At 66.9% G+C, this 18,942-nt stretch carries 17 protein-coding genes; 5 read left to right on the forward strand and 12 right to left on the reverse strand.

Translation table 11 applies throughout. The features are described from left to right. Nucleotides 1–59 precede the first annotated feature (59 nt). From AWB89_RS00465 to AWB89_RS00510, 11 genes are all read right to left on the reverse strand, one after another. Nucleotides 60–1,727 carry an MCE family protein gene (locus AWB89_RS00465; RefSeq protein WP_085093297.1) on the reverse strand — a complete coding sequence of 556 codons (1,668 nt, stop codon included), beginning with the start codon at nucleotides 1,725–1,727 and terminating at the stop codon, nucleotides 60–62. Further along, on the reverse strand, nucleotides 1,728–3,137 hold the full coding sequence (locus tag AWB89_RS00470; RefSeq protein WP_085093295.1) for an MCE family protein: 1,410 nt from the start codon (nucleotides 3,135–3,137) through the stop codon (nucleotides 1,728–1,730). Further along, nucleotides 3,134–4,627 (reverse strand): MCE family protein, encoded by a 1,494-nt coding sequence (locus AWB89_RS00475; RefSeq protein WP_085171114.1) that lies wholly within the window; start codon nucleotides 4,625–4,627, stop codon nucleotides 3,134–3,136. Before AWB89_RS00475 ends, AWB89_RS00470 begins: the two co-directional genes overlap by 4 nt. Then, nucleotides 4,624–5,706, reverse strand: coding sequence for an MCE family protein (locus tag AWB89_RS00480; protein WP_085093291.1), 1,083 nt, complete (start codon nucleotides 5,704–5,706; stop codon nucleotides 4,624–4,626). Before AWB89_RS00480 ends, AWB89_RS00475 begins: the two co-directional genes overlap by 4 nt. Beyond that, nucleotides 5,703–6,740 carry an MCE family protein gene (locus tag AWB89_RS00485; protein WP_085093289.1) on the reverse strand — a complete coding sequence of 346 codons (1,038 nt, stop codon included), beginning with the start codon at nucleotides 6,738–6,740 and terminating at the stop codon, nucleotides 5,703–5,705. The genes AWB89_RS00480 and AWB89_RS00485 overlap by 4 nt, the downstream gene beginning before the upstream one ends. Then, on the reverse strand, nucleotides 6,737–8,014 hold the full coding sequence (locus AWB89_RS00490) for an MCE family protein (protein WP_085093287.1): 1,278 nt from the start codon (nucleotides 8,012–8,014) through the stop codon (nucleotides 6,737–6,739). Before AWB89_RS00490 ends, AWB89_RS00485 begins: the two co-directional genes overlap by 4 nt. Nucleotides 8,015–8,033: 19 nt before the next feature. Beyond that, on the reverse strand, nucleotides 8,034–8,879 hold the full coding sequence (locus AWB89_RS00495) for an MlaE family ABC transporter permease (RefSeq protein WP_066916066.1): 846 nt from the start codon (nucleotides 8,877–8,879) through the stop codon (nucleotides 8,034–8,036). Between the two features lie 22 nt (nucleotides 8,880–8,901). Further along, entirely contained in the window at nucleotides 8,902–9,717 is an 816-nt protein-coding gene (locus tag AWB89_RS00500; protein ID WP_085093285.1) for an MlaE family ABC transporter permease, read from the reverse strand. Beyond that, nucleotides 9,707–9,874, reverse strand: coding sequence for a hypothetical protein (locus AWB89_RS27220; RefSeq protein WP_158089791.1), 168 nt, complete (start codon nucleotides 9,872–9,874; stop codon nucleotides 9,707–9,709). Before AWB89_RS27220 ends, AWB89_RS00500 begins: the two co-directional genes overlap by 11 nt. 205 nt (nucleotides 9,875–10,079) lie before the next feature. Next, entirely contained in the window at nucleotides 10,080–11,285 is a 1,206-nt protein-coding gene (locus AWB89_RS00505; RefSeq protein ID WP_085171115.1) for a CaiB/BaiF CoA transferase family protein, read from the reverse strand. Further along, entirely contained in the window at nucleotides 11,282–12,811 is a 1,530-nt protein-coding gene (locus tag AWB89_RS00510; protein ID WP_085171116.1) for an aldehyde dehydrogenase family protein, read from the reverse strand. Before AWB89_RS00510 ends, AWB89_RS00505 begins: the two co-directional genes overlap by 4 nt. A 305-nt stretch (nucleotides 12,812–13,116) precedes the next feature. Between AWB89_RS00510 and AWB89_RS00515 the strand changes: the two genes are divergently transcribed. The 4 genes from AWB89_RS00515 to AWB89_RS00530 are packed head-to-tail and all read left to right on the forward strand — an operon-like array spanning nucleotide 13,117 to nucleotide 16,336. Then, nucleotides 13,117–13,818 (forward strand): SDR family NAD(P)-dependent oxidoreductase, encoded by a 702-nt coding sequence (locus tag AWB89_RS00515; protein ID WP_085171117.1) that lies wholly within the window; start codon nucleotides 13,117–13,119, stop codon nucleotides 13,816–13,818. Between the two features lie 23 nt (nucleotides 13,819–13,841). Continuing rightward, nucleotides 13,842–14,717: a mycofactocin-coupled SDR family oxidoreductase gene (locus AWB89_RS00520; protein WP_085093277.1), complete on the forward strand. Its 876-nt coding sequence runs from the start codon at nucleotides 13,842–13,844 to the stop codon at nucleotides 14,715–14,717. A gap of 27 nt (nucleotides 14,718–14,744) precedes the next feature. Then, a complete protein-coding gene (locus AWB89_RS00525) occupies nucleotides 14,745–14,945 on the forward strand; it encodes a ferredoxin (RefSeq protein ID WP_085093275.1) in 201 nt (66 codons plus the stop codon). 14 nt (nucleotides 14,946–14,959) lie between these two features. Next, a complete protein-coding gene (locus AWB89_RS00530) occupies nucleotides 14,960–16,336 on the forward strand; it encodes a cytochrome P450 (RefSeq protein WP_085093273.1) in 1,377 nt (458 codons plus the stop codon). 12 nt (nucleotides 16,337–16,348) lie between these two features. Here the strand turns inward: AWB89_RS00530 and AWB89_RS28205 are convergent, their stop codons facing one another. Then, nucleotides 16,349–17,341: a PE family protein gene (locus AWB89_RS28205; RefSeq protein ID WP_276073351.1), complete on the reverse strand. Its 993-nt coding sequence runs from the start codon at nucleotides 17,339–17,341 to the stop codon at nucleotides 16,349–16,351. A gap of 83 nt (nucleotides 17,342–17,424) precedes the next feature. Here AWB89_RS28205 and AWB89_RS00540 point away from each other — a divergent pair, with 83 nt between their 5' ends. Further along, nucleotides 17,425–18,858 (forward strand): alpha/beta hydrolase, encoded by a 1,434-nt coding sequence (locus AWB89_RS00540; RefSeq protein ID WP_085171119.1) that lies wholly within the window; start codon nucleotides 17,425–17,427, stop codon nucleotides 18,856–18,858. Nucleotides 18,859–18,942: the final 84 nt, after the last annotated feature.

Raw genomic sequence — 18,942 nt, forward strand, 5'->3', positions numbered from 1 at the left:
CGCGGCGGGCCACCGCCCAAAAGCCTTGCCGGCCAGAGGCTTAACTCAACGGCCGGGTTTCAGATTGCGAACATGTCCTTCCACGTCTTCGGCGCCTTCGCCGGCACGAGATCTGACTGGCGATACACCTGGCCGTCCGGCGCGACGTAGGTCCCGGTGTGCGGGTCGTACTGGGCCGTCGATACCGACGGACCAGGCTGGTTAGCGTCGCGTCCGAACGCGCTGGGGGCCGCGGAAGGAGCGGCCGGCGACGGGCCGGACGGGTCGCTGACCGTCGCGTGCGCAAGGGATCCCGGCTGGGGCGACGGTTCGTCGATCGGCGCGATGGGCGACACCTCGCCCATCGTCGCCGGGTTGAGCGGCGCCGGTAAGGGCGGCGGCCCCGACGGGGGCGTCCCCCGCGGCACGGCTCCCGGCGGCAGCGGCGTTCCCTCCACCGGCCCGAAGATTCGTTCGCGGTTGAAGTTCATGCGGTCATCCGGCGGGATGCCCTGGGCGATGAGGTTGGGGTCCAGCGGATAGGTGCCGAAGACATGCTGCCGCATCGCCAGCGGTTGGAATGGCTTGTCGCTCTCGCAGATTTCGACGGTCGGCGCCCGTTTTCCGGGCTGTCCCATGCACGGGTAGTTGCGGGCGCCACGCACCCCGATGGGGGAATCCTGCGGAAGTTTGCAGTAGAGCCCGTCCGGCGTGTCAACGACGCGGGTGTCCGCCGGGGACCGCCATTGACTCGGTGGCAAAAAGCCCACGGTGCACGCGGGCGGGTCGCTGACGATGAGGTTGAAGGCGCCCTTGGCCAACCCGTCCGGGGCCTTGGTGCCGAGGAACGACTGAATCGCGGCGGTGAACGGCGGCAGCAACACCAGGACCTGCTCGAGCGAAGCATGGTAGGTCACGCCGATCTGGCCGATCGTGGTGAGGTTGGCGAGCAGCACGGGCAGCGTCGGTTTGATCTGATCGAGCAGCCGCGACGCCTCGTCGAAGGCCCCAGGACCCCTTTGCAGCAGCGTGCGGAATTGCGGGTCGACCTTGGCCAGCGTCCCGGTGACGCCGGCGAGGCTGCGCGCATACGTGCGGATCGAGTCGGCGGTCTGGGCCTGCGCGTCGAGGAAGGGCCCGGTGTCCTCGGTCAGGTTCCGCGCGCGGTCGGCGACGCTGTTCAGATCACCCGAGACCCGCGCCGACGAATCGAACAGCGAGCCGAAATCGTAACCGGCGCCGTTGAATGCCTGAAAAGACTCGTCCAGCAGGGTGCTGAGCTTGTCCTTGGGAATGCTGTTGACCAAGGCGCTGGTCTGATCGAGCACGGGGCCGATCGGCTGCGGGATCGTCGTGTCATTGACGGCGATGACCGAGCCGTCGCGCAAATAGGGCGCCGAGTCGGTTCGCGGCCGCAGATCGACGTAGTACTCACCCACGGCGGAGATGCTGAGCACGTGCGCCGTCAGGTCGGCGGGGATCTTCGGCGAAGTATCAAGGGACAGAGTGGCTTGCGCGCCGGTCGGCGTCAGCCCCACCGAGGTCACCTTGCCGATCTGCACTCCGCGATAGGTGACGTTGCTGAAGCGGTACAGCCCACCGGTGGCAGGCAGTTTCAGCGTGACCGTCATCTTGCCGATACCGAGCAGCGTGGGCGCCTGGATGTACCACAACACCATGACGACCACGCCGACGATCCCCACGATCGTGAAGATCGCCAATTGGATTCGCACAAAACGGGTTAGCATCTACCGCCCCCCGCCCGTCGGCTGGTCCGGCGCCGGAGTAGCGCCCGGCACCGGCGCGCCCCCGTCCGCCGGCGATGTCGCGTCAGCGGGCACCGGTGCCGACGGTTTCTGCGCATCTGGGCCGAGCATGGTCAGGCCCGCGACCAACGGCGACACCGGCGGCGGCGCCGCGGGTGGCGGCGCATCCCCCGACTGTGGGTTGACCGACGCGGGCGGCACGTACGGCGGTGGCACACCGGGTTGCCAGGGTGGCCGCGGCCCGAACGGCGCCGGTTCCCCGACCGGTCCGGGCTTGCTGAGCGCCCCGGGCGCTCCGGGTGGCGCGCCGTATCGGAATTGCAGGTACTCCGGATCCCCGGGTGCCGGAACGCCTTCCGCGCCGATCCGCTCCCAGTGGGTGCCCCGCAGGATGCTCTTGCGCAGCCCGGCGTTCGTCAGGTCGATGATGAAATACCCGTTCATGTAGTCGCCCCGGATGTACCGGTCGACGATGCTCTGGGTGAACGGGAACGTCGGCGCGTACGTCAGGGCGGCGTCGAGGTCCGGTCCGATGTCGGCGAGCGCGCCGAGCGCCGGTCCGAGATTCTTCAGGTTCCTGACCAAGTCATCGCCCGCATCGTTGACGAGCTTGGTGGCGGTGTTGCTGAATGTGCCGAGTTTGTCCAGAGCCGCCGTCAACCGCGGCCGCTCCTTGACGAGCACTTCCAACGCCGGCGGAATCTTGTACAGCGCCTGGGTGATCACGTCGCGCTGGGCGGCGAAGGTGCCGGAAAGGCGGTTCAGCGCTTGTAGCGACGCGACGAGGTTGTCGCGCTGCTGGTCGAGTGTGCCGACGAATCTGTCGAGGCGTTCAAGCAGATCGCGAACGTCACCGGCGTGCCCGGACAGGGCGGCGTTGAAGTTGTGGATGACGTCACCGATCTGCCCCAGCCCGCCGGCGTTGAGGATCACCGACAGCGACGACAGGGTCTGTTCGGTCGACGGATAGGTCGACGACCGGTTCAGCGGGATCGTGGCGCCCGGTTGCAGCCGCCCGACGCCCGGTTCACCGAGCGGCGGATTCAGTTCCAGGTGCATCGATCCCAGCAGGCTGGTCTGGCCGACGCGGGCCACCGCGTTGGCCGGGATCACCGTCCCGGGCTTTACCGAGATTTTCACGTCGGCGTGCCACCCGCGCACCGTGATGTCGCTGATGCTGCCGACGATCACGTCGTCGATCATCACCGGCGAATTCGCTTCCAGCGTGCCGACATTGGCGACCTCGACGTGGTAGACGTTGGCGCCCGGCCCCCGTCCCACCGCCCCCGGCAGGGGCAGCGAATTCAGCCCGTTGAACGCGCAACCGCTGGTGATCAGCATGACGCACGCGGCGATGCCGAGCATGCGGCGTGCGCCGACTCGGATGCTCATGGCTGCGGACCTCCGCCCGGGAGCAGCATGTCCGACACGTTGGCCGGCTCCGGCGGCGGCGGTGCGACGGGCGACGGCGGTTCGGCCGGTGACGGTGCGGCCGGTGGCGGCGCGGGCGGCGGCGGCGCGCCCGGGTGTGGTTCGGCCGGTGGGGGTTCCGGCATCGCCGCGCCCGGTATCCGGCCCAGCGGCACCGATCCCGGCGGCCCGACGGGATCACCCGGCAGACCCGTGTAGGCGGACACCGCCGGCGGCAGCTCCGGCGGCGACGGCCGTGGGCCCTCACCGCCGGGCGCCAGCCGCTGCTCGGCGTAGATGACGTTCTTCGGGTCGAACGCCGGCGACAGGATGGGGTTGACCGGAATCGGCAGATAGTTGAAGTTGAAGAACATCAACGGGTTGAACACCTTCAACGCGGTGCTCAGGTACAGGCCGCACAGCTTGCCCGTCTCGACCGCGGTGGCGTTCTCGATGGCCCCGATGTTCGAGCAGTAGGCGAACGTCGGGTTGCTGAAGTTCTGGAGTCCCACGCCGCCGCGGATGTTCCCGACGTCGGGGTCGTAGTCGTTGTAGGCGTTCGCCAGCGCGTTGGGCGCCACGTGCAGAACGTTTTTCAACGCCATCTGGTTGTCCACGAGTATCTGCGTCAGGTCGGCCAGCCGCGCGACCTGCTCCGAGGTCTGCTCGCGGCTACCCTCGATGAACCGCTGCACCTCGCCGACCGCGCTGGACAGGTCCGTCACCGCCGCGTCGAGATCGGATTTGTTGTCGTCGAGCACGCTGGTGAGCGTGGCCAGCCGGTTGTCGAACTGCACGATCTGAACGTTGCTGTCGCGCAACGCCCCGATGAAGTTCTGCAAATTCTTGATGATGTCGACGATGTTGCCGCTGCCGTTGGCGAGGATCCGCCCGAACCCGGATAGTTGAGCCAGCGTCTGCCGCAGCTTCTCACCGTTGCCGTCGCCCAGCGCGTTGGCGGCGCTGTCGATGAATCGCCCCACCGACGTGGTCGACACCTTGCTGTTGGGACCCAATTCGGTTGCCAGACGCATTAATTGGTCCTTGACCTGATCCCATTCGACGGGCACCGCCGTCCGGTCGACCGGTATCACCGCGCCATCGCGCATGGTGGGACCGCTGGACCGGTAGGCCGGGGTGAGCTGGACATAGCGGGCCGCCACCAGGTTCTGGGCGACGATCACCGCTTTCGCATCGGCGGGGATGGGCACGTTGCGGTCAACGTGCATCACCAATTTCGCCTGGGTGCCCTGCGGTTGGATGGACGCGATGGTGCCCACCTTCATGCCGGACACCCGCACGTCGTCGCCGGGATAGATGGCAGTGGCGGTCGGGAAGTACGCGGTGATCGTCGTCGGGCGAAAGAAGGTGTTGCGGATCGCGATTCCCGCGCCCACGACGAGGAGCCCGGCCAAGACGATGGCCAGTCCGACCTTGAGCTTGTTGCGCGGAATCGCCCTGAGCCCCGTCATGGGCGGCCTCCCGGGTCCATGTTGAACGGCCATGGGAAGAACGCCCGCGGCCCGGCGGTGTCCGGCGGTTGACCCGGCGCGCCGTAGGCGCGGAAGCCGAACGCGTAGTCGAACAACCACTGGAAGAATTCCAACTGGAAGAGGTTCGGAATGAACGGGTTGTAGTAGAACCCGCTGGAAACGGTTTCACCCTGCGTCAGCTCGTACTTCGCCAGCCCCGGCAACGCTTTCGCGATGTTGTCGCGGTTCTTTTCCAGCATCGCCGTCACCGAGTTGATCTTCTCCAGCGCCGGCGCCAGTTTCGCCTCGTTGTCGTGCACGATGCCGGTCAGCTGCTTGGACACCGCGGAGGTGCTGGCAAGGAGCCGTACGATCGCCTGCCGGCGAGTCACCAACATGGACAGTAGGTCGTTGGCGTTGAGGATCAGCGTGTTGAGTTGCTGGCTGCGTTGCGAAAGGATGCCGGTCACATCGGCGGCACCCTTGAGCAGCTGGCCGAGTGTCTGGTTGCGGGCGTTCAGCGTCTGCGAAAGCCGGGTGATCCCGTCGAACGCGGGCCCCAATTGTGGCGCAACCTGATTCAGCGTCGCCGACAGCGTGTCCAGCGACTGGTTCAGTGATGCCGTGTCGGTGCCCTGGATGTCAGAAGACAAGTTTTCGACGGCCTCGGACAACGAGTAGGGCGACGAGGTGCGGGACGCCGGGATGACAGACATCGGATGCAGCGTGCCGCTGCCCGCCGAATCGACGGTGAGTATCCGCTGCCCCAACAGCGAACCGGTTCGGATGTGCGCGGTAGTCGCCGACCCGAGCAAGATGTTGCCCTTGGCGGTGAACGTCACCAAAACGTCGCCATGCTGCAGCGACATCCCCGTCACGCTGCCGACCTTGATTCCCGATACCGTCACGTCATTGCCGGTTGCCAGGCCGCCGGCATCGGAGAACACAGCCTGGTAGCGGACCGTGGTCGCACGCTGCACCAGTTGGTCGGGGTTCAGCCCGACGGCGATGATCAGAGCGATGAGGACGGCGCCGATGAACCCGGCCTTGATCAGGGCTGCTCCGCGGTACTTATTCATTCGCCATCCTTCGGCTCCGCGCACCTGCCGGTGATCTGGTGCTTGATGCCGACTTCCACTGTCCGGTACTGCAAGTCGGACACGCGCAGGGCCAGTCCGCACAGGTAGTAGGGGAACCAGGCGCCGTACGCACCGAGCCTCGTCAGCTTGCGGTAGTCGTTGGGCAACTTCTGCAGCGACACGTCGAGAAGGTTCTTGTCCTGGTCCAGCAACGGGGCGAGCCGGCTCAACTGGTCCACGGTGCCTGCCAACGGCGAGCGGGCGCGGCCGAGCAGATCCGCGATCGAGGCGGTGCCCTTGTCCAGCGCCGTGATGGCGGTTCCGATGGTGTCGCGGTCCTGCGAGAGTCCGCTGATCAACTTCTCCAGACGGTCGATGGCGCCGGAGAACTTGTTGCCCTCCTTGTCGACGGTGCCCACCACGGTGTTCAGGTTGTCGATCAATTCCTGAATCGTTTGGTTGTTGTCAGCCAACGCGTTGGAAAACGACGTCGTCTTGGTCAGCAGCGACTGCAGGGTTCCGCCCTCGCCCTGGAAAACCTGAATGAGTGCTGCGCTCAGCGCGTTGACGTCTTGCGGATTGAGGCCCTGCGTAACCGGTTTCAATCCACCCAGCAGCAGATCGAGGTCGAGGGCGGGCGCCGTCCGGTCGATCGGGATCTGCGCACCGGCCGGCAGCACCTTCGTGGACCCGGGGCCGTCGACCAGCTCGAGGTAGCGGTCACCGACCAGGTTCAGGTAGCGGATGACCGCCCGGGTGCCGGTTGTGAGCACCACGCTGCGGTTGGCGTCGAACGTCACCACGACCTTCTTGTCCGGTCGCAACGACACGCCGTTAACCGTGCCCACCCGCACCCCGGCGACCCGCACCGTCTCGCCGGTCTTCAACCGCGACACATCGGAGAAGACGGCCGAATACCCGTTCGTCGAACCGGTGGTGTACTGGCCGAAAATGAAGAACAGGAACACCGTCAACAGAACCATCACGGTGGCAAAGATCCCGAACTTGACGATCATCGCGCGTGAGCCGCTCATCCGGGTTGCCCAATCTGCATGGTGTTGCGCGGCGGCCCGTCGATCGGCCCGTACAGCAGCTGCTTGAGGGCGTCGGAGTTGAGCAGCAACTGCTGGTTGTTGTACGCCATGGGATTCGAGCCGACGTCGGCCACCACGAAGGGCGGCGCTTCGTCGAATTTCACCACGGGAAGGCTGTGGCACTGCGGACCACCGGACGCGGCCACCTTGGGCAGGTTGCTCGGGTAGCGGTACCGCTCGGCGCCGAAGCCGAGATAGACGGTCACCTTGACCATCGGTTCGGGCAGGTCCGGCGCGTGCAGGTTCACCAGCGACCCCGACAAGCCGCAGTACAGCGCCTGGTGGTACTCGTTGAGCAGATCGGTGGTCGGGGCCAGCAGGTGCAGCGTGTCGGTCAGCCCTTGGCGGTTGTTGCCCACCACGTCGTTGCCCATGTTCGCCAGGCCGATCGAGCTGATCAGGAACGCATCCAGATTTCCTTGCTCGTCGACGATCGACTTGCTGATCTTGATCGAATTGTCCGCCGTCGCGAGGAGATTCGGCGCCGCGTCGGCGTAGGCGTTGCTCACCGCGGGCAGCACTTCGAGGTCGCGGCTCAGCGCCGGCAGGCTCGGCTCCTGGGTGGCCAGGAACGCGTCGAGGTCGTGCAGCATCTGCCCGATCTTGTGGCCCCGGCCGTTCACCGCCGAAGCGATCGCGCCGAGGGTTTCGTTGAGTTTGGCGGGATCGATCTTGGCCAACAGCGAAGTCAATTGCTGGAACACCGTGTTGATTTCGACGGTGACGTGTTTGCCCTCGAGCACCTGACCCGCGCGCAGCGGCTGCGACGACGGCTCGGCGGGTGGTACCAGCTCAACGAACTTGGCGCCGAACACCGTCGTCGATGCGATGTCGACCAGCACGTTGGCCGGGATGAGGTGCATCTGCGACGGTTGCATCGCCAGGTGCAGGACAGCTTCGCCGTTGGGCCGCGTGTCTATCGAGGCGACCTTGCCCACCTCGACGCCGCGCATCTTCACCTTGGCGTCCGGGTTCATCACCAGACCGGCGCGCGGCGAGACGACGGTGACGGGCACGCTCGTCGTGAAGGACCCCTGGAAGAGGCCTACCGCGAGGGCGAAGATCAGGCCGATCAGGACGATGGTCACCAGCCCGGCCAGGGGCCGCGCGTAGGACTGCACGCCGAAGTGACGGCCGGGTGACGCGGCCACCGGCCGTGCGGCACTGGTGGTTTCGGAACGATGGATCGGTCCCGGCCCGAGGTTGCGCGTCACTGTCCTTTCACCACCTTCCCTAGCCCGACAGGTTGAAGTTGCCGTTGGTGCCGTAGATGGACAGCGAGACGAGCAGCGTCACCGACACGACCACGATCAACGAGGTCCGCACCGCGTTACCGGTGGCGACGCCGACACCGGCCGGTCCGCCCGAGGCAAAGTAACCGAAATACGTGTGGATCAACAAGATCGTGATCGCCATCAGGACGGCCTGCAAAAACGACCACAACAAGTCGATCGGGTTGAGGAACGTCGAGAAGTAGTGCTGATACAGGCCGCTCGATTGGCCGAACAGAACCACCGTGGTGAATTGGCTGGCGAAGAACGACAGGATGACGGCGATGGAATACAGCGGCGTGATCGCGATCATCCCGGCCGCGATCCTGGTGCTGACCAGATACGAAATCGGCCGGATGGCCATCGATTCCAGCGCGTCGATCTCTTCGTTGATGCGCATGGCGCCCAGCTGCGCGGTCACGCCGGCGCCGAAGGTGGCCGCCAAACCGATGCCCGCGACGATGGGCGCGGCGATGCGCACGTTGATGAAGGCCGCCAGGAACCCGGTCAGCGCCTCGATGCCGATGTTGCCCAGCGAGCTGTAGCCCTGGACCGCCAGGGTGCCGCCCGCGGCCAGCGTCAGAAAACCGACGATGACCAGCGTGCCGCCGATCATGGCCAAAGTCCCCGCGCCCATGCTGATTTCGGCGATGAGCCGGATGACCTCCCGCCGGTAGTGGCGGACGGCGAAAGGAACCCCCGCCAGTGCCTGGCCGTAGAACAGCGTGTGATCGCCGATTCGGCTCAGGGTCGCGACCGGCTTGTCGAGCTGTCGCGTCAGGCGCGGATAGGTGGCGCGTAGCGTGATCACGGTCTGTCCCTACACCTCCTCAGTGGCCCTTGGTTGACATTCGGATGCCGATCGCGGTGACAACCACGTTCACGACGAACAGCGACATGAACGCGTACACCACCGTCTCGTTGACGGCGTTGCCGACGGCCTTGGCGCCGCCGGACACCGTGAGCCCCCGATAGCACGCGACCAATCCGGCGATCAGGCCGAAAAGCGCTGCCTTGACGCACGAAATGATCACCTCGGGCACGCCGGTCAACAGCGTGATGCCCGCGGCGAAAGCACCGGGGTTGACGTCTTGGACGAACACCGAGAAGACGTAGCCGCCCACGATGCCGATGATGACGACCAGGCTGTTGAGCAGCAGGGCTACCAGGCCGGCGGCCAGCATGCGCGGGGTCACCAGGCGCTGCACCGGGTTGATGCCCAGCACCTCCATGGCGTCGATCTCCTCGCGGATGGTCCGCGAGCCAAGGTCCGCGCACATGGCGGTGGAACCGGCGCCCGCGACGATCAGCACGGTCACGAGCGGGCCGACCTGGGTCACCGCTCCGAAAGCGGCGCCGGCCCCGGACAAATCCGCGGCGCCCAGTTCGCGCAACAGGATGTTGAGCGTGAAGCTGACCAGGACGGTGAACGGGATGGCCACCAGCAGCGTGGGCGCCAGCGCGACGCGCGCGATGAACCACGACTGCTCCAGGAACTCACGCCACTGCCAGGGCCGGCGGAACGCGAACTTGATGGCGTCCGCCGACATCGCGAACAGTCCCCCGACCGCCTCCATGGGCTTGGAGCCCCGGCCAAGTGAGATGCCGCCGGTCCACCGCTCGGGGCCGGCTCGCTTAATCGCCATCGAACCGCAGCCCTTCCCACTTTTCGAGACGGGTAGTCTTGTTCCTCGTCGTCGACTGCTGTAAATTCAGCTCAACCGGCGGCTGCGAACCACCGCCGCTGACGAAGAGATGCGAAGCGGGCAGCCACATTCCGGCGTTCACCTCCGGCATGGACACCGCTACCACCCTCACACCAGACCTCCGTGTCGCCGCGTGAGTTGGCGCTCCAAAACCAGGGGCCCCATGTCTTGAAGCGTCCGGCGATTATGACTCATGCCGCGGCCCGGGGGAACGAAAAGTTTAAAACCGTTATCGGACAGCCCATCGGGCGCAAAGCGCCATTCGGCTTTGACATTTGACACAGCTCCGGTCCCTGTCGCACTCAAGTGACCGCGCCGGCCGTCTTGAGTTCGATGATGCGGTCCCAATCGAGCCCGATCTCCATCAGGATCTCGTCGGTCTGCTCGGCGAATCCGGGCGCCGGCCCGGTGTGCGGCGCCGCGACATCGAACTGGACCGGGTTGGCGACCAGGTCGAGTTCGCCCGCGTGAACCAGGTATTCATTGGCGCGGATCTGCGCGTCGTCGACCGCCTGCAACGTGTCCTGCACGGGCGCCCACGGCCCCGCCAGCGTGGCGAAGCGTTCGCTCCACTCGGCAAGGGTGCGGGTGGCGATCGCCTTGGTCAAGATCTCGACCGCGTCCGCGGTGTTCGCGGCGATGGTCTCGACGGTGGCGAAGCGGGGATCGTCGGCCAGCTCGGGCAGGTCGACGTGCCGGCACACGTCCGCCCAGAACTTGGTGGGCTGCATCATCACGAAGGAGATGTAGCGGCCGTCGGAGGTGGTGTAGAGGCCCACCAACGGATTGTTCGGCGCGCCGTGCACACCCGGCGGCGGCGCCTCCATCCGCTGGCCCAGATGCTTTGTCAGCGCGACCGTATGACCCATCGACCACAGGCCGCTGCCCAGTAGCGACACATCGACGACCGACGGTTCACCGGTGCGTTCGCGCTTGAGCAACGCCGCCGCGATGCCGCCGGCGAGGTTGGTCCCGGAGATGGTGTCGCCGTAGGCCGGTCCGGGCGGCGCGATCATGCCGGGCATGCCGGCCGGGGTGATGGTCGCGGCGGTGCCGGCCCGGCACCAGAACGCGGTCATGTCGTAGCCGCCCTTCTCCGACTCGGCGCCGCGGGGGCCGAGCGCGCTGCCGCGGGCGTAGACGATGTTCGGGTTGACCGTACGAATGTCGTCGACGTCGATGCCGAACTTCTTCCGGTGAGCGGGAAGGAAGCTCGTGAGGAAAACGTCGGACCGCCGGGCCAGCTCGTAGAGCACCTCCTTGCCCTCGGGCACCGACATGTCCAGCCCGATGCTGCGCTTGCCCCGATTGGCGTGCTCGATGTTGGGGTTCGGGTCGCCTTCGACGCGTAGCATGCCGGTCTGCCGGAGCCCGCGCTGCGGGTCGCCGGTCACGGCGTGCTCGACCTTGACCACGTCGGCTCCCCACTCGGCCAGCACCGCGCCCGCCGACGGGACGAAGCCGTACATGGCGACCTCCAGGACCCGGATGCCCTCCAGCGGCCTCATGCCGAAGCCCCCACGGCCGGCACGGCGATCGTCTTCCGCTCCAGGAATTCTTCGAGCCCGGCGACGCCCATTTCGCGGCCGATGCCGGACTGCTTGAAGCCCCCGAACGGGCTGTCGGCCCCGAAGTAGTTGCCGCCATTGACGGAAAACGATCCGGCCCGGATCCGGCGCGCGACCGCCAGCGCGCGGTCCTGGTCGCGGCTGAACACCGCGCCGGCCAGCCCGTAGATGGAGTTGTTGGCGATGCGGACCGCGTCGTCGTCGTCGTCGAATGCGATGACGACCAGCACCGGCCCGAAGACCTCCTCCTGGGCGATCTCGCTGTCGGGATCGACGTTGGTGAGCAACGTGGGCGCATAGAAGTAGCCGGGATCCAACCGCTCGCCGCCGGTGACCAGGGTCGCCCCGGCGGCGACGGCGCGCTGCACCATGCCGTCGACCTTGTCGCGCTGACGCTCGTTGATCAGCGGCCCCATGAACGTCTTCGGATCAGCCGGGTCCCCGTGGCGCACCTTGGCGAAGTTCTGCGCGATCAGCTCCACGATCTCGTCGTGGTGCGACCTGGGCACCAGCAGCCGCGACGTCAGCGCGCAGCCCTGGCCGGCGTGGGTCACCATGCTGAAGGCCGCGAACATCGCGGCGCCGGCGAAGTCGGCGTCGTCGAGCATGATCACGGCCGACTTGCCGCCCAACTCCAGGAAGACGCGTTTCACCGTCTCGCTGGCGGCGGCCATGATCCGGCGGCCGACCGCCGTCGACCCCGTGAAGGTGACCACGTCGACATCGGGGCTCGTGGTCAGCGCGGCCCCGACGGCGGCGTCCGACGAGGTGAGCACGTTCACCACGCCCGGTGGGATATCAGTGTGGTTGGCGATCAACTCGCCGAGGGCCAGCGTGACGAGCGGGGTGTCCGGCGCGCCCTTGAGCACCACGGTGCAGCCGGCGGCCAGCGCCGGGGCCAGCTTGGCCAGCGCGAGCTGGTTCGGATAGTTGTAGGCGATGATCGCGCCCACCACCCCGGCGGCTTCCTTCTCCACCCAACGGTGATGGCGCATCCCCCGCGACTCGACCTCGCCGAGGTCTTCCGAGAACTGATACGCGGGGAGCAGGTCGGCGTAGAAACGCACGATCTTGATCGGGTCGTCGAGTTGAGCGCCCTGGGTGAGCGCACGGGTGGCGCCGACCTCGGCAATGGTCAACTCGCGAAGCTCCTCGGCATGGTCGACTAGCGCCCGGTGCAACTGGTCGAGGCAGCGCGCCCGCAGCGCGACGTCGGTCGACCAGCTCGTGGTGTCGAAGGCACGGCGGGCCGCGGCGATGGCCGCTTCGGCCTGCTCGACGCCGGCGTCGGGAGCGTGCCCGACGACGGCGCCGGTGGCGGGGTTGATCGAGGGGAAGCTCTGGTGGGTGGTCACGAGCCGGCCGTCGATCAGCAGCCGGCGGTCGACCGGTGACTCGGGCGCGGCGTCCGCGATGGTCACTGAGGTGGTCCCCAAGGCGGTGTCAGCCGTGTCCTGCACTGGCATCCCTACTTCCCTCTGCTTCGGGTCTGTGTGGTGACGGTCACGATAATTTGATTCTCGTCTCCGGCGAATCTTACATTCGGGTCTCGATAATTCAAGAAACTCTCAGGAACGGCACGGGGCCGCCAACCAGCGGCGTTATTGCTCAGGTGTCGAGGTGGGCGCCCTCTCGCTGCAGGCCGAATGTGGTTTTAGACCTGTGTTGCATGGCGCTCCGCGGCGAGAGTAAGGTTCTCATAATTGCAAGGGAGATTCTTTGTGACTGAAACGGCCGCATACGGAGTCGGGGCTAGCTTGGTGTCGGGAACGTGAAGACCGCCGTTGTCACCGGTGGCGGGTCCGGCATCGGTCAAGCGGTCGCGCAACGGCTGCGCGCCGACGGTCTTGACGTCGCCACGATCGACCTCAAACCGTCGGAAACCGAGTTGGCTTTCACCGCCGACGTCACCGATCGCTCGCAGGTGGATGCCGCGCTGGCCGCGATCCGCGCCCAACTCGGGCCGGTGACCGTTCTGGTCAACGCGGCGGGCCTGGACGGCTTCAAACGCTTCGCCAACATCACCTTCGAGGACTGGCAGCGGGTGATCGACGTCAACCTCAACGGCGTCTTCCACACGATTCAGGCGGTGCTGCCCGACATGGTCGAGGCCGGATGGGGGCGGATCGTCAACATCTCGTCGTCGAGCACGCATTCGGGCGCTCCCTACATGAGCCACTACGTGGCGGCCAAGTCCGCGGTCAACGGCCTGACCAAGTCGCTCGCGCTCGAATACGGGCCCAACGGCATCACCGTCAACGCCGTGCCGCCGGGATTCATCGACACCCCGATGTTGCGCACCGCCGAACAAAACGGGTTCCTCGGCAACGTCGAGGAGACCATCGCCCGGACCCCGGTGCGCCGGATGGGCAAGCCGGAAGACATCGCGGCGGCGTGTGCCTTCCTGATCTCCGAGGAGGCCGGCTACATCACCGGTCAAATATTGGGCGTCAACGGCGGCCGCAACACCTGAGCATCGACGGCAGAGGAGAGACAGTGGCAGAGGGCGCACCGGGGCGCGTCAAGGGCAAGGTCGCCTTCGTCACCGGCGCGGCGCGCGGTCAGGGGCGTAGCCACGCCGTGCGCCTCGCCGAGGAAGGCGCGGACATCATCGCCGTCGACCTGTGCCGTGACATCGAGACCATCGGTTATCCGATGGCCGCGCCGGAGGACCTCGACGAAACCGCCCGGCTCATCGAGAAAACCGGCCAAGCCGCCGTGATCGCCCGGGCCGACGTGCGCGATGCCGCGCAACTTCGGGCCGCGCTGGAGGATGGGGTCGGCCAGTTGGGCGGGCTGGACATCGTCGTCGCCCAAGCCGGCGTCGCCGGCATGAAGGGCGCGCCGCCGCTGCAGGCGTGGTGCGACGTCATCAACACCAATCTGATCGGCACCATCAACGCGATTCAGGTCGCGCTGCCGCACCTGCGCGCCGGCGCCTCGATCATCGCCACCGGATCCACCGCCGCCCTGATGGACACCGCCAAGAAGGACAACCCCGGCAACGACCCGGGCGGGATGGCCTACATCCACTCGAAGCGGGCGCTGTCGCATTACGTCCACGACCTGGCAACCGAACTCGCGCCCTTGGGAATTCGGGCCAACGTCATCCATCCGACCAACACGAACACCCCGATGCTGCAAAGCGAGCCGATGTACCGCTCGTTCCGGCCGGACCTCGAACACCCGACGCGGGCCGACGCCGAGCCGGTTTTCGGCGTGCAGCAGGCGATGAAGATCCCCTACGTCGAACCCGAGGACATCAGTAATGCCGTCTTGTGGTTGGCCTCCGAGGAGGCCAGGTACGTGACCGGCGTGCAGCTGCGCGTCGACGCCGGCGGCTACCTCAAGTGGTACGACCACGACAACTGAGCCACAGAAGATTTCGAAGGAGACACCGTGAAGGTCTGGGTTGATCCGGAACGCTGCCAGGGCCACACCCTCTGCTCGATGATCGCTCCGGATTCCTTCCAGCTCAGCGACATCGACGGCAGTTCGTCGGCGGTCGACGAGGTGGTGCCGGCCGACAAGGAGGACCAGGTCCGCGAGGCCGCCCACTCCTGTCCGGAGCAGGCCATCATCATCACGGATGAAACGTAAAGGGAGACAGTGCCTTGAGTGTCGACGACAGCGTTGATGACCAAGTCAGCGACAGCGACCGTCAGCGGTACCGGTATCACTTCGATCGGCACTCCGCGGAGTATCGCTCGCGGTTCAAGGACATCACCGAGGAGATGCACGCCCGGTGCCCGATGGCCTGGAGTGACACCTACGGCGGCCACTGGGTGGCGGCCGGCAGCCACGAGGTCTTCGAGCTCGCCCGCTGCCCGGCGGTCTCCAACGATCACGACGTCAACAACGAGCGCCGCGGCTACAAAGGCATTTCGATCCCGACCGCCAGCCGCATCAACGGCATCCGGGGCGGCATCCTGGAGATGGACAACCCCGAGCACAAGACCTACCGCTCCGTGCTCAACCCCTACCTTTCGCCCGCCGCGGTCAAGCGCTGGGAGCCGTTCATCGACGACGTGACGCGCGCCTGCCTCGACGAGAAGATCGAGGAAGGCCGCATCGACTTCGTCGACGACCTCGCGAACATCGTGCCGGCGGTGCTGACGCTGGCGATGATGGGCATCCCGCTGAAGAACTGGCAGATGTACAGCGAGCCAACACATGCCGCGGTGTACACCCCGGAGCACTCCCCGGACATCCAACGGGTCACCGAGATGCACCGGCAGATGGGGATCGACCTGATCAACAACATGATCGAGATCCGCAACAATCCGCGGCCCGGCCTGGTCAATGCCCTGCTCGAAATGCGGATCGACGGGGAGCCCGCGCCCGATCTGGAAATCATCGGCAATCTCGGGCTGATCATCGGCGGCGGGTTCGACACCACCACGGCGCTGACCGCCCATTCGCTGGAATGGCTTTCGGAGAACCCCGACAAGCGGGAGCTGCTCAGCAAGCAACGCGAAACGCTGCTCGACCCCGCGACCGAAGAGTTTCTTCGTTACTTCACCCCGGCACCGGGCGATGGCCGGACCTTCTCCGATGACGTCGAGCTCGACGGCATCAAGTTCAAAGAGGGTGAGCGGCTGTGGATTTCGTGGGCCATGGCCAACCGCGACCCGGCGGTGTTCCACGATCCGGACGAGATCGTCCTCGACCGCAAAGGCAACCGGCACTTCAGCTTTGGGCTGGGGCTGCACCGCTGCGCCGGATCAAACGTGGCGCGCACCGTGTTCAAGTCCATGCTCACGGCGGTTCTCGACCGGATGCCCGACTACCGGTGCGACCCCGAGGGCACCGTCCACTACGAGACGATCGGCGTCATCCAGGGCATGCGCAAGCTGCCGGCCACTTTCACGCCCGGCAAGAGGCTCGGCGCGAGCCTCGACGAGACGCTCGACAAACTGCAGCGCGTCTGCGACGAGCAGGAGCTGGCCCGCCCGATCACCGAACGCAAGGAAGCCGCCGTCATCGACTAGCCGGCTGACCGGTCATGGTTGAAAAACGATGTTGACCAAATAGGTGCCGATAGCCGTCGCGTCGAGCATGTTGCCGATGGCGACGGCGGAGTCAAGGGTGCCGACGAAGGTCGGGCTGGATCCGGCAACGGCGGTGCTGCCAGTGCCACCGGCGATTGCGGTATCGAAAAAGCCGGGGACGGAACCGGTGCCGCCGGCAATCGCGGTGCTGCCCGTGCCCATGGCCTGGGCAGTGTCATTGCTGCCGTTGAGGGCGTAGGCGCTGGTGTAGGCGCCGAGGGCGTTGGCGGTCTGGAGGTTGCCGTTCTGCGCATACGCCGAGCTGTTGGTGCCGAGAGCGCTGGCCTGGTTGAGGTAGCCCTGGTTCGCGATGGCCATGCTGTTGGTGCCAGTGGCGGTGGCGAGGTTCAGCGTGCTGGCCTGCGCGAGGCTGTTGGCGCCGAAGGCGAACGCGTCAGAAAATCCGGCGGCCCGCGCGGTGCTATCGGCGCCGAGGGCCACCGCAATGCCCCACGTCGAAGCATCTGTGCTGGCGGTCGCGCTGCCTAACCGAAGCAACGTGAACCCACCGACCGAGACGGCCGCGTTAGGGACGGGCAGCGCCTGCGCAACGGCCCGCAACGGCCCCGCGCCGGCGGCCTCGGCGCCCGCGTACGCCCCGGCCCCCGCGTTGAGCGCCTGCACAAACTGGGAATGAAACGCCGCCGCCTGGGCGCCCAGCGCCTGAAACGCCGTGCCGTGACTGGAAAACAGCGACGCGACGGCCGCCGACACCTCATCGCCAGCGGCCGCGATCACCCTGGTGGTCGCAGCCGCGGCCGCGCCGGTGGCCTCGCTGAGCGACGAACCGATACCCGCCACATCCGCCGCCGCCGCTCCCAACATGTCCGGCGCTGCAACCACATACGACATCGCTGACCTCCGACCCCAGTCATCGACCTGACACAGGAGCGTACCCGCGCTGCCGCCCGATATTTCGGCGTTTTGCAGGTCCGCGGGCTCCAAGAATCCTTGGAGGCTTCGTAGAGGCCGGCATTCGACCCTTCTCTCAGCACGCGACTCGCCAGCCGCTGGGAGGAGGAATCACAATGCAGCTGCAGCTGAGCAACCACATCTCGCTGATCCACGGCTGGGTGCCGCTGACGGTCGAGGTGGCCACCGCCGCCGCGCTGACGCTGGCCATCGGCTGGCGGTCGCGCCGCTGGCGCCTGTTGTGGCTGCCTTCGGCCGCCGTCGTGGGAGGCGCGACGGCCGCCGCGACGCACTGGTCCATCGCCGGGCTGAACACCGGACCGGCGCCGCGCGCGCTGTACGTTTGGATCGCTTTGATCGGCATGGCCATCGCCGTGCTGATCCTGGGCTGGCGCGGCGCGCGCTGGTGGCGGCGGGGACTGTCGATCCTGGCCGTGCCGCTGTGTCTGCTGTGCTCGCTGCTGGTGCTCAACCAATGGGTCGGGTACTTCCAGACCGTGCAGAGCGCGTGGAACCAGCTGACCTCCCGCCCGCTGCCCGACCAGGCCGACAAAGCGACCGTCGTGTCGATGGCGGCCAAGGGCAGCAAGCCGGCCCACGGCAGCCTGGTGCCGGTGCAGATCCCCGCCGACGCATCGCATTTCAAGCACCGCGAGGAACTCGTCTACCTGCCGCCGGCATGGTTCGCGAGCTACCCGCCGCCGCAGCTGCCCACGGTGATGATGATCGGCGGCATGCTCAGTTCGCCCGCCGACTGGGTGCGGGCCGGCAACGCGGTGGAAACCGTCGACGCCTTCGCGGCCGCGCACGGCGGCAGCGCCCCGGTGCTGGTGTTCGTGGATGCGGGAGGGGCGTTCGACAACGACACCGAGTGCGTCAACGGCAGCCGCGGCAACGCGGCCGACCACCTGACGAAAGACGTTGTGCCCTATGTGGTGTCGAACTTCGGGGCCAGCCCCGACCCGTCCCACTGGGGCGTGGTGGGCTGGTCGATGGGTGGGACCTGCGCAGTGGACCTGACGGTCATGCACCCGAACCTGTTCAGCGCCTTCGTCGACATCGAAGGCGACCTGACGCCCAACACGGGAACCAAGGCGCAGACGATCGGGAGCCTGTTCGGCGGCAACGCCGACGCGTGGGCGGCGTTCGACCCGACGACGGTGATCAACCGCCACGGCCGCTACACCGGCGTGTCCGGCTGGTTCGCGATCTCGTCGGGCGGCTCGCCGACACCGAGCCGCGATGTCACCACCGTCGACAGCGCCGCCATGGCCATCGCCGGGCGCGGCGCCGCCGCCGACCCGGGCAACCAGGCCGCGGCCGCCGGCTCGCTGTGCGCGCTGGGCCGGGCGAACGGCATCGACTGCGCGGTGGTCGCCCACCCCGGAAAGCACGACTGGCCGACCGCGGGGATGGCGTTCAGCACCGCCCTGCCGTGGCTGGCCGGCCGGCTGGGCACCCCGGACGTGCCCCGGATCGCGTTGCCGGGCATGGAGTCTGCTACCTCGCACCCACACCACACCGAGGCGGTGGTTCACCCGCAGCGCTAGCGCTAGCTGTACTCGGTCAGGACGTTGGTAGCAGGCGTGTCGGCTTGATGTGAGGAGAACCCCCGGGTGGGGTGTGGCTTGTCT

The sequence above is a fragment of the Mycobacterium paraense genome (assembly GCF_002101815.1).
Taxonomy (GTDB): Bacteria; Actinomycetota; Actinomycetes; order Mycobacteriales; family Mycobacteriaceae; genus Mycobacterium; species Mycobacterium paraense.

Coding starts and splice junctions, on each gene's coding strand:
- AWB89_RS00465 (WP_085093297.1), bottom strand. CDS start 1,727: ATGCTAACCCGTTTTGTGCGAATCCAATTGGCGATCTTCACGATCGTG.
- AWB89_RS00470 (WP_085093295.1), bottom strand. CDS start 3,137: ATGAGCATCCGAGTCGGCGCACGCCGCATGCTCGGCATCGCCGCGTGC.
- AWB89_RS00475 (WP_085171114.1), bottom strand. CDS start 4,627: ATGACGGGGCTCAGGGCGATTCCGCGCAACAAGCTCAAGGTCGGACTG.
- AWB89_RS00480 (WP_085093291.1), bottom strand. CDS start 5,706: ATGAATAAGTACCGCGGAGCAGCCCTGATCAAGGCCGGGTTCATCGGC.
- AWB89_RS00485 (WP_085093289.1), bottom strand. CDS start 6,740: ATGAGCGGCTCACGCGCGATGATCGTCAAGTTCGGGATCTTTGCCACC.
- AWB89_RS00500 (WP_085093285.1), bottom strand. CDS start 9,717: ATGGCGATTAAGCGAGCCGGCCCCGAGCGGTGGACCGGCGGCATCTCA.
- AWB89_RS00505 (WP_085171115.1), bottom strand. CDS start 11,285: ATGAGGCCGCTGGAGGGCATCCGGGTCCTGGAGGTCGCCATGTACGGC.
- AWB89_RS00510 (WP_085171116.1), bottom strand. CDS start 12,811: ATGCCAGTGCAGGACACGGCTGACACCGCCTTGGGGACCACCTCAGTG.
- AWB89_RS00540 (WP_085171119.1), top strand. CDS start 17,425: ATGCAGCTGCAGCTGAGCAACCACATCTCGCTGATCCACGGCTGGGTG.